The 14,089-nt window shown below is 69.7% G+C and carries 14 protein-coding genes; 9 read left to right on the forward strand and 5 right to left on the reverse strand.

Annotated features, from left to right (window positions below; genetic code table 11):
* Positions 1-27: 27 nt before the first annotated feature.
* The 4 genes from sbcD to G7085_RS13035 all read right to left on the reverse strand — a co-directional run bounded on the left by sbcD (position 28) and on the right by G7085_RS13035 (position 3,175).
* Positions 28-1,566, reverse strand: a complete 1,539-nt coding sequence (gene sbcD / locus G7085_RS13020) for an exonuclease subunit SbcD (protein WP_197511307.1) — start codon at positions 1,564-1,566, stop codon at positions 28-30.
* Positions 1,551-1,979, reverse strand: a complete 429-nt coding sequence (locus G7085_RS13025) for a hypothetical protein (protein WP_197511309.1) — start codon at positions 1,977-1,979, stop codon at positions 1,551-1,553. The genes sbcD and G7085_RS13025 overlap by 16 nt, the downstream gene beginning before the upstream one ends.
* Complete coding sequence (locus G7085_RS13030; protein WP_197511311.1) at positions 1,877-2,674, reverse strand: hypothetical protein; 798 nt, start codon at positions 2,672-2,674, stop codon at positions 1,877-1,879. The genes G7085_RS13025 and G7085_RS13030 overlap by 103 nt, the downstream gene beginning before the upstream one ends.
* Before the next feature lie 66 nt (positions 2,675-2,740).
* On the reverse strand, positions 2,741-3,175 hold the full coding sequence (locus G7085_RS13035) for a hypothetical protein (protein ID WP_197511313.1): 435 nt from the start codon (positions 3,173-3,175) through the stop codon (positions 2,741-2,743).
* A 553-nt stretch (positions 3,176-3,728) separates the two neighbouring features.
* Here G7085_RS13035 and G7085_RS13040 point away from each other — a divergent pair.
* From G7085_RS13040 to G7085_RS13075, 9 genes are all read left to right on the forward strand, one after another.
* Entirely contained in the window at positions 3,729-4,964 is a 1,236-nt protein-coding gene (locus tag G7085_RS13040; protein WP_197511315.1) for a choice-of-anchor K domain-containing protein, read from the forward strand.
* Positions 4,937-5,563 carry a DUF5979 domain-containing protein gene (locus G7085_RS13045; protein WP_197511316.1) on the forward strand — a complete coding sequence of 209 codons (627 nt, stop codon included), beginning with the start codon at positions 4,937-4,939 and terminating at the stop codon, positions 5,561-5,563. Before G7085_RS13040 ends, G7085_RS13045 begins: the two co-directional genes overlap by 28 nt.
* A complete protein-coding gene (locus G7085_RS32670; RefSeq protein WP_331715658.1) occupies positions 5,560-6,294 on the forward strand; it encodes a DUF5979 domain-containing protein in 735 nt (244 codons plus the stop codon). The genes G7085_RS13045 and G7085_RS32670 overlap by 4 nt, the downstream gene beginning before the upstream one ends.
* On the forward strand, positions 6,254-6,913 hold the full coding sequence (locus G7085_RS13050) for a DUF5979 domain-containing protein (protein ID WP_331715990.1): 660 nt from the start codon (positions 6,254-6,256) through the stop codon (positions 6,911-6,913). Before G7085_RS32670 ends, G7085_RS13050 begins: the two co-directional genes overlap by 41 nt.
* Positions 6,910-7,233, forward strand: a complete 324-nt coding sequence (locus tag G7085_RS13055; RefSeq protein ID WP_197511318.1) for a DUF5979 domain-containing protein — start codon at positions 6,910-6,912, stop codon at positions 7,231-7,233. The genes G7085_RS13050 and G7085_RS13055 overlap by 4 nt, the downstream gene beginning before the upstream one ends.
* The gene (locus tag G7085_RS30410) at positions 7,230-10,511 is read left to right on the forward strand and encodes a DUF5979 domain-containing protein (protein WP_197511319.1); all 3,282 of its coding nucleotides are present in this window, start codon (positions 7,230-7,232) and stop codon (positions 10,509-10,511) included. The genes G7085_RS13055 and G7085_RS30410 overlap by 4 nt, the downstream gene beginning before the upstream one ends.
* Positions 10,512-10,650: 139 nt before the next feature.
* Positions 10,651-11,532, forward strand: coding sequence for a SpaH/EbpB family LPXTG-anchored major pilin (locus G7085_RS30415; protein WP_197511320.1), 882 nt, complete (start codon positions 10,651-10,653; stop codon positions 11,530-11,532).
* Complete coding sequence (locus tag G7085_RS30420; RefSeq protein WP_269451855.1) at positions 11,505-12,134, forward strand: SpaH/EbpB family LPXTG-anchored major pilin; 630 nt, start codon at positions 11,505-11,507, stop codon at positions 12,132-12,134. Before G7085_RS30415 ends, G7085_RS30420 begins: the two co-directional genes overlap by 28 nt.
* 140 nt (positions 12,135-12,274) lie before the next feature.
* Positions 12,275-13,129, forward strand: coding sequence for a class C sortase (locus G7085_RS13075; protein WP_331715659.1), 855 nt, complete (start codon positions 12,275-12,277; stop codon positions 13,127-13,129).
* Positions 13,130-13,404: 275 nt separating this feature from the next.
* Here the strand turns inward: G7085_RS13075 and G7085_RS13080 are convergent, their stop codons facing one another.
* Positions 13,405-14,076 carry a CAP domain-containing protein gene (locus G7085_RS13080; protein ID WP_331715660.1) on the reverse strand — a complete coding sequence of 224 codons (672 nt, stop codon included), beginning with the start codon at positions 14,074-14,076 and terminating at the stop codon, positions 13,405-13,407.
* Positions 14,077-14,089: the final 13 nt, after the last annotated feature.

Here is a 14,089-nt window from a genome sequence, read left to right on the forward strand (position 1 = left end):
CGTCGAGCAGTTCGGAGAACAGCGTCGTCAGGCGCGGATCGTCGATGCCGGCCTCCTCGCAGTACGCGGTGAACAGCTCCCGCGGGGAGCGGCTCGGCTGTTGCGCCACGTGGTGGGTGGTGGCCTGCGCGAAGTCGGGATGGATCCGCACCTCCAGCGCGTTGGGCAGCGCGTCGAGCACCTCGTCGCGCAGGCCCGCCCGGACGCGTTCCTCGACGACCACCCGCAGGTAGTCGTCGCCGAACCCTCCGCGGACGCCTTCAGTTGCTCGACGGTGCCGCTCACCGTCCGCAGCCGACGGCCCGCCGTGATGGGGATGTCGGTGACCCGGGCCGGCGTCGACGGCGTCGCCTCCACCAGGCACACCACCGGCGAGTTCTCCTGCTCGCCGAAGTCGACGGCGATCGGAGCGCCCGAGTAGTGGACGGGCGTCGGGGCCGGGATCTGCTGGCGGCGGTGGAGGTGCCCCAGCGCAACGTAGTGCGCCGTGATCGGGAACGACTGCGCCGACACGTGGTACTCGAAGATCGACTGCGCCTCGCGTTCACCGCCGCCCATCAGGCCGCCGGTGCAGGTGAGGTGCCCCATCACGATGTTGACGGTCTCTGGCGTGAACGACGTTGCCAGCGCGGAGATGATCTCGCGGACCGACGCCTCGTACCTTCCGGCGTTGTCCGACGGGGTGCCGGTGACGATCTCCTCCGAGCCGACGATGTAGCGGCGCGACACGAACGGAACCAGCGCCACGACGGCCTCCTCGCCGGTGGAGCGGGCCGTGAACCGGTGCACCCCTCCCTCAGCGGCGGCCCGGATGGCGCCCGCATACTGGATGCCTGCCACGGCCATCAGTTGGCGCAGCGCCTCGAAGCTTCGCGCATGGTCGTGGTTTCCAGCGATGACGACCACCTCGATGCCCGACGACGCCAGCCTCAGCAGGGCGCCGTTGACGAGCCGCTGGGCCTCGGCGCTGGGGGCCGCGGTGTCGTACAGGTCGCCGGCCACGAGCACCGCGTCGACCTCCTCGCGCAGCGCGATGTCGATGATCTCGGCCAGGACGGCCTGCTGCTCCCCAGCCGGTTGCGGCCGCGGAGCGTCTTGCCGACGTGCCAGTCGGCGGTGTGCAGGAACTTCACGGTGCTCCTCGTCAGAACGGGGCCGGGTCGGCGTCGCGGGCCATCCGGGACATGATGTTGGTGGGGCCGGTGCTCCCGGGGCGACCTCGGATTCGCGGGTCGCCCACGCCGGGAACGGGAACTCGACGGCCAGCGGTACGGGCAGCTCAGGCTGGGAGACGAACATGGCGCCCGGCTTCGCAAGGGTGGCGCGCTGCCGCTGCGAGGCGGGCAGGAAGCCGTACTCGGGGCGGCCCGCCTCGGCCGGGTCGAGCCTGCCGACGATGCGGATCGACGAGTTCGACACGATGCGCCGCTCCACCTCGGAGGCCGTCTGCTGCGCGCCGATCAGGATGATGCCGAGCGACCTGCCGCGCTCCGCGATGTCGAGGAGCACCTCCTTGATGGGGGAGTTGCCCTCGCGCGGGGCGTGCTTGTTCAGCTCGTCCAGCATCGTGAACAGCAGCCCCCGGCGCCGGCCCGCTCCTTGGCCTCGGTCTCGGAGCGCAGCACCACGCCGACGACGAACCGCTGCGCCCGCTCGGGCAGGTTGTGCAGGTCGACGACGGTGACGCGGCTGTTGCCCGTCGAGACGGTGCGGCGGGTGGTGTCGCCGGTGAGGTTGCCGCGGATGATGGGGCCGAGCGCCTTCTGCGACGAGCGCAGCCGCCGGATGAACGCGTTGACCGAACCCGCCGTCGTTGCGGCACCCGCCCAGTCGGCCTTGGTGGCGTCGTTCTGCACGCGCTCGGAGACGAAGTCGATCAGCTCGGCGTACGTGGCGATGCGGGTGCCATCGACCGAGATCGCGCCGTCGGAGCCGGACGCGACTGCCTCGCGGCGCAGCTTGGCGGCGACCTGGTGCACCACGAGCGTGTACTGGTTGCGGTCGTCCTCCGCGTCGGCGAACACGAAGGGCAGGAGTTCCTGTTGGCAGAACTCGAGCAGCGTCCACCAGAACGCGTCGACGCCGCTGGTGCGGCCCGAGATGTGGGGCGGCCGGTCTGATCGCCCGGGCGGGGAGGTGCGAAGAAACGCGCCGAGTCGAACGGTGTCGCAGGTAGCCCGAGGCGGGCGTATTTGGCGCGCATGACGTCGTCGAGCTTCGCGTTGGGCTTGTCGAGGAACATCAGGTCCTCGCCCTTGACGGCGAAGATGAGCGCCTTCGCAGCGAGCGACCGGTCGCCGAGCACCCCGAGGAGAAGATCGAGTGCAGCAGGAACAGCGCGAAGCTGGTCTTGGTGGCCACCCGGAGATGCCGGAGATCGAGACGTGGGCGCCGCGGGTGCCGTCCAGGAACTCGAGGTTGATGTAGACGGGCTCACCGTCGCGGCCGAGCCCACCACCACCTTGCGCGACATCGAGTCGAAGTACAGCGCCCTGTCGCGGACGGTGCCGACGGCGCGGTGGGCCGCGATGCCGGGCATAGGCGGCACGTACACCTCGGGGTCGACCCGGGTGGTGGTGACCTCGGCGATCTCCTGCGTGTGGGCGGGCAGCACGCCGTCGGCGATCAGGAACGCGTCGGAGCCGTAGCTGGCGCCCTCGTGCCGGGCGACCACCTGCGTGACGACCCGGAGGTGCGCACGGGCCCGACGCCCGGCACCACGCGTTCGGTGGTGACGACGTCATCGAGCTGAAGATACGCATCGGGGCCGACGGCGACGCTGAACTTGAGCGGGGTGGAGTCGCTGGTGCCGGCGACGAGGCCGACCGGATCGTCGATGTTCATGGGCCCTTCCAGGCGTGCGCGGGTGATGTGGCCACCGTAGCGCCGCGCCCCGACGATTGCCGACGGCAGGGCGGGTTCGGGCGGCGGGATCAGGCCCGCGTTCGGCCATCTCGTCGACGATCCAGCGCGCCGTCTCGCGGGTGCAGATGCCGGGCTCGTCGAAGCTGACGGCGAACAGGCTGGTGATCTCGGTCAGCTGCGGCACACCGCGCAGCGAGAGGATCTCGTCCGCTTCCGCCGCGTACGCGTCGCGCGGGGACCCGCCTGCGACGAGCCCCGCGGGGTCGGCCTCGGCGAGGATCTCGATGAGCTGTTCCCGGGTGACTGCCATGTGGCGAGCATAGTGCCGGACGCCAGGGATCCGGCGGGGTGGGGTGAGGGTAGTGGCCGTTAGTTTCGGCGGGACCGATCAGAATGGGACACTGGCCGATTTTGCGAGGGGCCATCCCGGGTGGGGGCGGGGTAGTGGCCGTTAGTTTCGGCCGGACCGATCAGAATGGGACACTGGCCGATTTTGCGAGGGGCCAGCCCGGGGTGGGCGTCGGCCAATTGGCTGACGTCGAAGAGTGCTCCGCTGGTACTCACGGGGAGACTCCACGTCGATGCCAACTCCGGCTGTGACGAATCGGCTTGTCGGTAGGCGTTTGACAAGGCTCGGCGCGATCCGCTAACTGCCTGGCGCTACCTTTCGGCCAGACCCTACGGAAGGTAGTTGACAAGGCGACGAGTTTCCCGCTTTACTGCAATCGCATTCACTTTAGGCAGGGGGGTCCAGTGAAGGCTTGGGGAAGTATGCCGTCCAGCGACGGCAAAATACGGGGCGTAGGAGCCTCGTTTCACGAATCACACACGGTCCGGAAGGACGATTGAGGCCACTGATTCCGGTGGGACTCTCGTCGATCCTGGTGGCCGGGCTCGCCGGGGTGACCATGTTCACCGGCGCGTCGACCGCAGCGGCGGCGACCATCACGGTGCCGTCGGCCCAACGGCCGAAGGCCCAGATGGCCAACCACACCGGGTGGAGCGGCGCCGAGGCGAGCGCCAACCCGTCCAACGGCGACTGTGTTCGCTACGGCACCGCGTCGAACACCACCACGTCGGGCTCCGCATCAAACGGCGGCGGCAGCAACGGCACGAGTGATAACAGCTGGACCGACGGCTACACCGCCTGGGTCTCGAGCGGCACCACCGCCTACTCGGCGCACGGCAAGCCAGCGCGGGCAAGGGAGTGCAGCTCTGGTCTGAATTTGGGGACCCAGAGTGCTCTCGGGTTCGCTCCCAGCGACGTCTCATCGTTCGAGACAGGCACGCTGTTCAACCTCGGGCGCATGGTGCATCGCAACAACGAGATCACCGCCACAAACAGATGGTTCCGGGGCGACATGAACATCCAGTTCATGGACATGAACATGACGTTCAAGTGGCGGCTCAACGAGACGCCGAACAACGCCGAGCCCTCGACGAATAGCGCCAACAACGACCTGCTCAACTTCCTGAACCAGACCACCGAGCAGACCTTCACCAGCGACGGGCTCACCTACACGCTGGTGGTGAAGGGCTTCACCAACAACGGCACGGACACCTCCTGCCCCGCGACCATCGGCTCGGCAAACCCCGCGAACCAGTTCTCGACCGTCGAGACCAAGGTCACCAACGGCTGCCTCTGGGCCTCCGTCGAGCAGGTCCGCAACGTGACGGTCAAGAAGGTCGTCGAGTCGCCCTACGGCACCGCGCCCAGCCAGAACTTCGCGTTCACCACCACGTCGAGCCTGGCCGGCTCGCCCTGGTCGGCCCCGGGCACGGCCTCGCTGGCGCACAACGGCTTCTTCACCCGGAAGTACAACTCGGGCGAGGCCATCTCGATCACCGAGGAGACGCAGACCGCACCCTGGGCGTTCAAGAGCCTCGCGTGCGTCGACGGCGCCGGCGCGTCCATCGGCACAGTGACCGGCCAGACCGTCACCATCCCGGCCGGCAGCGCGACCAGCAACGCTGCCGCGGCCAACATCACCTGCACGTACACCAACACCTACACGCCGCGGGCGACCCTGACGTTGGTCAAGGCCGTCACGTCGACCGGGCAGCCTGCCCCGTGGCTACGCCGTCCGACTGGAACCTGACGGCCCAGGGCCAGGGTGTGGTGGCCTCGCAGGTGGTCTCGGGCGCAGGCAACTCGACCAGCGTCACGAGCCAGAGCGTCATCGCCGGCACCTACAAGCTCAGCGAGGCGCCCAACAACGGCAACACCACCGCCGGCTACGTCCAGGACGGAGCGTGGACCTGCAACAACAACTTGACGGTGAACGCCAACGGTGAGATCACCCTCGCCAACGGCACCAACACCACCTGCACGGTGAAGAACAAGTTCCAGACCGGAACCCTTGCCATCACCAAGACCGTCACCTCCACTCCCGGCGGCGGCTACACGCAGGGCACCGCGAAGCAGTTCACGGCGAGCTACGTCTGCACCGTCGGCGGCAAGCAGGTCACCGGCACCACCACCGTGCGCCCGAACGCAGCCAACGGCCAGCCCGGCAGCGTCGCCACGGTTCCGAACCTCCCGGCCGGCGCCAACTGCGTCGTCACCGAGATCAACGCGCCGACCGGCTCGGAGAACCTCGCGAACACCTCGTGGGCGTGGGGCACGCCGAGCGTCTCGCAGGCCAACGTCGTGATCCCCGCGGGGCCACGGCCACCGTCAACATCACCAACCCGGTGACGCAGAACACGGGAAGCCTCGTCATCACCAAGCAGGTCACCCCGCGTGACGGCGTCCCCGCGGCGGGCTACACCGGCAGCCGCACCTTCCCGATCGGCTACGTCTGCTCCATCGGCGCCACCCAGACGGCGTCCGGCACGGTCAACCTCGCCAACGGGGCCAGCCAGACCATCACCGGCATCCCGGCCACCTCGAGCTGCACCGTCTCCGAGACGCTCAGCGCGCAGGCCGGCGACTTCCTCGACGCCTCGTTCCGCTGGGACGGCAACGCCGTCGCCCAGGCGTCGGCGGTCCCGGTCAACGGCACCACCGCTGCGGTGGTCACCAACTACTTCACCCGCGATTACGTCGATCTCACGATCGCGAAGAAGGTCACCGGCGCCGGCTACACCAACGGCAACTTCGACATCGACTGGACCTGCGGCACCGTGGGCGGCACCGTGAACCTCGCCGACGGCGGCTCAGAGAAGGTCCGCGTCCCGCGGGCGTCTCCTGCACCGTCGTCGAGCAGGCCGGTCGCCCGGACCTCGCCCCGGCTACGTGTGGGGCGACGCCCAGTACACCGGCCTCACCAACGGTGCCGTCACCGTGCCGCGCGGGGACACCCGCACCGTCACGGTGACCAACCCGAACACCATCGGCTTCAACCGCATCTCGCTCACCAAGCGGATCGCCAACCTCGCCGACCAGGTGACGCCGGGCACCACCTTCGACGTCGCCGTCACCTGTGACGCGCCCGCCCAGGGACAGACCGTGGACTACAGCAAGACGTTCACGTTCACCACGCCGCTCGCCGGCGCGCAGGAGACGCCGTTCCTGCCGATCGGCACCGAGTGCTCCGTCGTCGAGACCGGGCTGCCCTCCGGCAGCGACGGCCTCCCGAACGCCTCGTTCGCCTGGGACTCCACGCCCGGCTACGAGGGCCTCACCAACGGCAAGGTCACCGTCCCGCAGACGACGACCCCTGCACCCGTCACCGTCATCAACGACATCGAGCGCGTCTACGGCCCGCTCTTCGTCACCAAGACGGTTTCGGTTCCCAGCGGAGTCTCCGTCAGCCAGCCCTTCACGGGCACCTGGTCCTGCACCTTCGGCGACGAGATCGTCGCCAGCGGCACCTGGCAGGCGCCCACGGCCGGCGGCCAGGCGACCCTGACCCCTAGCCACTCGAAGATCCTCGTCGGCAGCCTCTGCTCCGTCACGGAGAATGATCCGGCCAACCCGGTCTCTGGCGACGCCTCCTACCACTGGGCCGTCAGCACCCGGGTGCGCCGCTCGTCATCACCACCGACGGCGTCACCGCCGAGGTCGGCAACACCCTCAACCGCACCACCGGCTCGTTCTCGGTGATCAAGCAGGTCGAGGGAGGCCAGGCACCGGCCCAGTTCACCGACGGTGACTTCACGTTCGACTACACCTGCGTCCCGGCAAGCGGCTCGAACATCACCGGAACGCTCCGCATGCGCAACACCGGCGGCGCCAGCGCCACCGGCGACATCCCCGCGGGATCGGTCTGCACCGTCACCGAGCGACTCTCCGAGCGCCCGGCCCGGTCGACCCGTTCCGCTGGGACGGCGTCAGCTACGAGGTCGCCGGCGCCGCGGGCACCGCCTCCGGGAGCAACGGCGTCACGTTCACCGTCCCGGCCGACGGCGCAGCCGTCACCGTGACCGCCACCAACGAGATCTCGGCCAAGACCGCCTCCGTGAGCGTCAAGAAGGTCGTCGACGGTGAAGGCTTCGTCGGCGGCAGCCGCGACCTCTTCCCGATGACGCTGACCTGCGTCGACCCGACCAGCGGGGCCTCGGCCCAGGTCCGGGACACCCGGGGCATCGCCAACGGCGAGACCACCACCTGGAACGACATCCCGCTCGGTGCCAAGTGCTCCGTGCAGGAGGGCGCCATCGGCGACGGGTCCGGCAACGGCCTGAAGGACGCGTCCTTCGCCTGGAACGCGCCCAGCTACAGCGAGGCCCAGGTCACCGTCACCGAGACCGGGACGCCGACGATCACCGTCACCAACACGACGCGACGCGTCTACGGCCAGATCTCCCTGACCAAGACCTTCCTCAACGGCGGGTTCACCGGGGTCGTCGCGGCCGACCGTACCTACACCGGCAACTGGGTGTGCAGGTACGACGGCGCCACCGTCGCGGCGGGCACCTGGTCGTCCCAGGGCTCCGCCGCGGGCTCGCCCGCGACCCTGCTCGCCACCACCGGTGACCTCGCGAGCATCCCGCTGACGGCGTCCTGCTCGGCCACCGAGTCGGCGCTCTCGGCGCCCAGCACAACCGACCCGTCCTTCCGCTGGCTCGACCCCGTCTACTCGGACATCGATTCGGTGAGCATCACCGCCAGCGAGAACTGGATGAACGTCACCAACACGCTGGCCCGCGACACCGGCAGCGTGCTCGTCAGCAAGAAGCTGTCGGGCCAGGTCGGAGGCTTCGCCAACGACGCCGCCTTCCCGGGCTTCCCGGTCGGCTACGTCTGCGCCCTCGACCCGGCCGACCTGGGCAACACTTCCGCGGAGCGCATGCTCGGCGAGGTGTTCGTCACGGCCGGCGCCGACGCCGTCACGCTGGTCGACGGCGTGCCGCGCGGCTGGACCTGTGCCGCCAACGAGGGTTCCTTCGTGACGGCCACCAACACGTGGCTGCTCGACTCCTCCTTCGCGTGGGGCACCCCGACGATCACCGTCGACGGCGAACAGCAGGAGACCTTCCTGATCGGGGCCACCCCGCACCGGGTCGTGGTCGACAACCCGATCACCCGCCAGCTCGGCACGATCCAGATCGACAAGGCCATCGCGGAAGGGTTCGACGGTGTCGTCAACGACGGCGCGACGTTCGGTGGCGCATACCAGTGCAGCTACGCGATCGGCACCGACCGTGAGGCCACCTACAGCGGCACGTGGAGCGTCGACGGCGAGGGTCGCGCGACCCTGACCGGCGACACCCAGCTCCCGTACGGCACCACCTGCTCCGTCACGGAGACCACGCCGAGCGACGCCGACCTCGTCGACGCCTCCTGGACGTGGGGCGAGGAGATCGTCACCGCGGCCCCGGCGGTGGTCAGCGGCGACGGGCCGGCGGCATTCACCGTCACCAACACGCCCGAGCGCGTCTTCTCGACGCTCGCCATCACCAAGGCCCTGACCGGCCCCACGGACGGGTTCACCGACCCGGCCCTGGCCGTCGACGGCTCGTGGGCGTGTGTCTACGGCGGGGAGACGGTTGCGTCCGGCACCTGGACGGCCCCGGCCGTCGGAGGCGCGGCGACGCTGACCCCGGCCGACGTGCAGATCCCGGTCACCTCGCGGTGCACCGTGGTCGAGGACACCCTGGATCCGTCGGTGTTCAAGGACGCGTCGTACACGTGGGGTGCGCACCCGGCTGACCAGAGCGCAACGATCGTCGCTGGCGAGGTGGCCTCGGTCACCGTGACCAACGTCGTCGAGCGGGTGCAGGGCACCTTCACGATCAGCAAGCTGATCGAGCGGGGCCCCGGCGTCACCGTGCAGGTGCCCGGCAGCGACGTGGTCTACAGCGGCACCTACGAGTGCACCTACGCCGGCGTGACGACCGGGCCGCTGCCCTGGTCGATCATCGGCGAGGGTAACTCGTTCACCGCGCCGACCCAGTACGCCGACTCCGTCTGCACCGTGCTCTCGGAGAACGCGCCCAACAGGCAGCCCGTCGTGGCCGACAACTCGTTCGGCTGGGGTGCCCACACCATCGGCGCGGCCGTGACGGTCACCCCGAACGCGACCGTGAATGTCGACGTCACAAACCGGGTGTTCCGCTCGGTCGGCAGCTTCGGCGTCACGAAGGTCGTCGAGGGCGACACGGTCGGTCTGCCCGCGCAGCCCACCTACTCGTTCGCATGGTCGTGCACCGCCGACAACGGCGACACGTACCCGACCGACCCGGAGGACGCCACCTTCACCCTCACCGCCGGCCAGCAGTGGAACCCGAGCGAGAACATCCCGCTCGGCAGCTCCTGCACCGTGACCGAGACCGACATCCCGGCCCCGCTGCACCCGAGCTTCACCTGGTCGACCGCGATGAGCGTGGCAGGCGCCGAGGGAACCCCCGGCACCGGGGACGACCCGTCGATCGCCTTCGAGATCCCGCAGCAGAGCGATGCCGGTGTGCTGGTGACGGCCACCAACACGCTCACCCGCGGGCTCGGCGGCTTCTCGGTGACGAAGTCCGTTCCGGAGGGCAGCGTCGTTGACGAGACGATGACGTTCACCGGCGCCTTCGAGTGCGTCGGCCCGCTGGCCGGCGACGAGGTCACCGGCACGTGGGGCCCGATCGCGGCGGGCGAGACCTGGACGTCGGAGAAGAACATCCCGCTCGCGGCGAGCTGCAAGGTCACCTCCGAGGAGCGCCCCGTGTGGCCCTCCGGAGACGACCACTCGCAGCAGTGGGCCGGCGATCCCGACCTCGGCACCGCCGTCGTCTCCGCCGTTGAGCCCGCCACCGTTACGGTGACCAACGCGACGGCGCAGGTGCTTGGCAGTGTCACCTGGTCGAAGGTCGTCGAGGGTACCGAGGACCGGCTCGCCGGCTCCACCTGGACCCTCACCGCCCCGAGCGGTGACGCGGTGACCGTCGTCGACTGCATCGAGGCCACGTGCCGCGAGGGCGCGTTCCTCGACCAGAACCCGGCACCGGGCGAGTTCCTGCTCACCGGCCTCGGCTGGGGCGGCTACACCCTCGTCGAGGCGCAGGCCCCGCCGGGTACTACATCGACGACACCGAGCACCCGTTCACGATCGGCTCCGACGAGCCGGGCGAGCTCGCGGTGGTCGCGGTCGGGCCGATCGGAAACAGCCCGATCAACCCGCCGGTGCTGCCCTTCACGGGTGGCCTCGGCCGGGACCACTTCACGATGCTCGGACTGTTCATCCTCGTGCTCGGCCTCGGTGCCGGCGCGGTGATCCAGAACCGTCAGGGCCGAAGGAGGGCCGCCTGATGAGGACGGCGCTCTCAACCGCCGGCAACGTGCCGGACACCAACAACACAAATGACCTCCTGCCAGCCCGGAAGGCCGCAGGAACCAAAAACAACGGGGGAAACATGAACACTCGCAGGACCGGGGTGCGGCGACTGATCGCAGGCACCGCCGCACTCGGACTCGGCCTCACTGGCGCCCTGGCGCTCGGGGCACCCGCCTTCGCCGACGTCGGCCCGGATCAGCCGAACGCACCGACGCAGGGCACGCTGACCATCAACAAGTACGCAGGCGCCCCGCTCGGCGAGGGCGAGACCCTCGAGGACCGCGAGCCGCTCAACGGGGTCGAGTTCACCGTCACCCCCGTCGGCCTGAGCTCCGACGCCGGCTGCACCGCGATCGACCTCACGGTCGCCGCCCAGTGGGACGGCCTCGATGGCCTCTTCGCCAGCGGCCCCGCGGCCCCGGAGGCCCCGTTCTGCCTCGTGACCGCCGACGCGGAGGCCGACGTCACCGACAGTGGCAGCGTCGTGTTCGACCTCCCGGTCGGTGTGTACTTCGTCTCCGAGACCGACCCCGGCGCCAACCCGATCGTCTCCTCGGTGCCCGACTTCTACGTCGCCATCCCGACCTCCGCGACCAGCGGCGCTGACGGCTGGACCTACGACGTGGTGGCCGACCCGAAGAACCAGCTGATGGAGGGCCCGACCAAGGTCATCGACGCTGAGCAGACCGACATGGTCGTCGGCGGCGAGGTCGACTGGACCATCACGGTGCCGATCCCCACGCTGAACAACGACGAGCTGTTCACCTCCGCGTCCGTCACCGACGTCCTCGACGCCCGCCTGAGCTACGCCTCCTCGACGCTGTCGATCGGTGACGAGACCCTGGTCGCGGACACCGACTACACGGTCGACGCCGGCGGCGGGGCGTCACCTGGACCTTCACCGCGGCCGGCCGCGCCAAGCTCGACGCCGCCATGGGCGGGGAGCTCACAGTCGACCTGACCACCACGGTCGACGAGGTCGGCGACGGCAGCATCCCCAACGACGACTACTCCAGCGAGTTCAACGGGACCACCGTTCCCGGCGTGCCCACCCCCTACACCTACTGGGGCCAGCTCTCGATCCTCAAGACCGACGACTCCGAGAACCCGCTGCCCCTGAAGGGCGCCGAGTTCCAGGTGTTCAACACCGTCGCGGGTGAGTGCTCGGCCGACGCCCCCGCCGCCGGCGCCCTCGCCGTCGGCACCTCGGATGCGGAAGGCATCGTCCAGTGGGCCGATGTCGACCCGAGCGACGTCCTCGGCCTGTGGATCGCCAACACCGACGGGCCGGCCGATCCGCTGCCGACCCGCGACGTCTGCGTCTACGAGACCGTCGTGCCCGCCGGCCACACCGCCGGTGCGTTCGAGGCACTGCAGACCATCGAGGTCGGCACCGAGGCCACCAACGAGCTGACCGTCGTCAACCCCCGCAAGACCGACCGCCCCGACCTGCCGCTCACCGGTGGTGCAGGCACCCTCGTGATGTCGTTCGGTGGCCTGGCCCTCGTCGGCCTCGGCCTCGTCGCGCTGCTGGCGAGCCGTCGTCGGAAGGCCGCTCTCTGAGGGCTCAGGGAGTAGCTGAGTAATCTGGCGGCGGTGCCTCACGGAGGCACCGCCGCCAGCTTCATGGATCAACCGATGGGGGACTGGACGTGGCTGAGGGTCGAGGAGTGCCGGCAGGGCGGCGCTGGAGCGTGCCGTGGGTGCAGCTCGTCGCGAGCCTGGTGATCCTGGCCGGCGCGTGCATCTTCCTGTACCCGCACGTGGCCTCCTGGTACTCGCTGCAGGAGCAGGCGAGGGCGACCGAGGCCGCCCAACGCGCCATGCAGCTGCCGCCCAACGACAAGCCGAGCACCCGCGCCGAGGCGTTGGATGCGGCGCGCAGGTACAACGAACAGCTCGCAAGCGGCGCGCTTTTCCAGGCCAACGCCAACGTCCCAACCGGCGACGGTGTCCGGAGCGACGACACGCTCGTCTACGAACAGATGCTCGACCTGACCGGGGCCGGGTTCATGGGGCGGCTGCGCTACGCCGCGCTCGACATCGACCTGCCCGTCTACCACGGCACCAGCGATGAGACGCTCGGCCGGGGCGTCGGCCACCTCGAGGGCACCTCGCTGCCGATCGGCGGTGTCGGCACGCGCTCGGTGCTGACCGCGCACCGCGGGCTGCCGACGGCGACCCTCTTCGACGACCTGGACAAGGCCGTGGCAGGGCAGACCTTCACCGTCTCCGTGCTCGACCACGTGGTGACCTACCGGGTCACCGAGGTTCAGGTCATCAAGCCGGAGGACACCCAGGCGATCCTCCCCGACCCCGGCCGTGACCTGTTGACGCTCGTGACCTGCACGCCGCTCGGCGTCAACAGCCACCGCATCCTCGTGACGGGCGAGCGGATCACGCCCACCCCGCCCGAGGAGCTGGCCGCCTCCGTCGCGGTGCCCGAGGGCCCCGGCTTCCCTTGGTGGGCCGTCGCCCTCGGAGGCACCGTCGTCCTACTCGGCGCCTACATCTGGCGCTCCGGGTACCCGCGGGCGGCGGCACCCCGTCGGGCCTGACGGTTCAGCCGCTGAAGACCACCATGTTGTTGAAGATCTCGGCCTCGACGACCTTGTACCCGCTTCCGCTGGCCTTGATCACGGTGGCCCGCGTGTAGCTGCGGCACCCGTTGCCTCCGGTGAGCGCCGTGTCGCACTCGGTGCGCCACTTGCGGCCGCCGCTGGTCCAGCTGACCGAGCCGCCGACGACGCCGTTGCCACCGAGCGGGTTGCCCTTCCAGAGCGACCGGGGGAGGGCGCGTAGGTGAGGTTGTTGAACGCCCAGCCGGTCGAGCTCACGAACTTGCCCCGACCTGCTGTACCTGGGTGGCCTGGATCTCCGTGCGGCACCGCTTCGTCTGCGAGTACGGCTCGCACACCGTCCGCCAGAGGCGTCCGTTCACGTTGTGGGTGCCCGGCGTCAGGTAGACGTTGACCGTGGAGTCCGACGGCGGCGTCAACGACGCGAGCCACTCGGCGCCGGTGCGGAAGGTGGAGCCGGGGCTGGTCGGCGATGCGTAGAAGTTCGTGGTGCTGAACGTCCAGTCGCCGGAGGCCGGCTCCGCGAAGCCGATGGAGATCGTGGTGTACGAGGCCGTCAGGATGTTCTTCCGGTGGCCGGGCGAGGCCATCCACCGCTTCACGAGCGCGGCCGCCGACTCGCCCGTGTACCCGCCGGCCACGTTCTCCGCCCAGGAGCGGCCTCCCGTGGCGATGTTGGCGGCCGAGTTGTGCCAGATGGTGCCGTTGTTGGCGGCCGCGAGCTTGTTGGTGAACGGCTGCGTGACGCGCAGCGAAATGTCCGGGCTGAACACCAGCGGCTTCAACCCGTTGGCCGTGCGGTGGGCGTTGTGCTGATCGAAGATGTCGGCGATCATCTGCGCGTGCTTCAGTTGCTCCTGCCGCGCGTTGCCGACTGCGTGCGCGGGCGCCTGCACGATCGAGAATGAGAAGAGAGCGGCGATCACGAACAGTGCCCCA

It is taken from the genome of Tessaracoccus coleopterorum (assembly GCF_011174705.1).
GTDB classification, from domain to species: domain Bacteria; phylum Actinomycetota; class Actinomycetes; order Propionibacteriales; family Propionibacteriaceae; genus Arachnia; species Arachnia coleopterorum.

Coding starts and splice junctions, on each gene's coding strand:
- sbcD (WP_197511307.1), bottom strand. CDS start 1,566: ATGCTGGACGAGCTGAACAAGCACGCCCCGCGCGAGGGCAACTCCCCC.
- G7085_RS13035 (WP_197511313.1), bottom strand. CDS start 3,175: ATGGCAGTCACCCGGGAACAGCTCATCGAGATCCTCGCCGAGGCCGAC.
- G7085_RS30415 (WP_197511320.1), top strand. CDS start 10,651: ATGAACACTCGCAGGACCGGGGTGCGGCGACTGATCGCAGGCACCGCC.
- G7085_RS30420 (WP_269451855.1), top strand. CDS start 11,505: ATGGGCGGGGAGCTCACAGTCGACCTGACCACCACGGTCGACGAGGTC.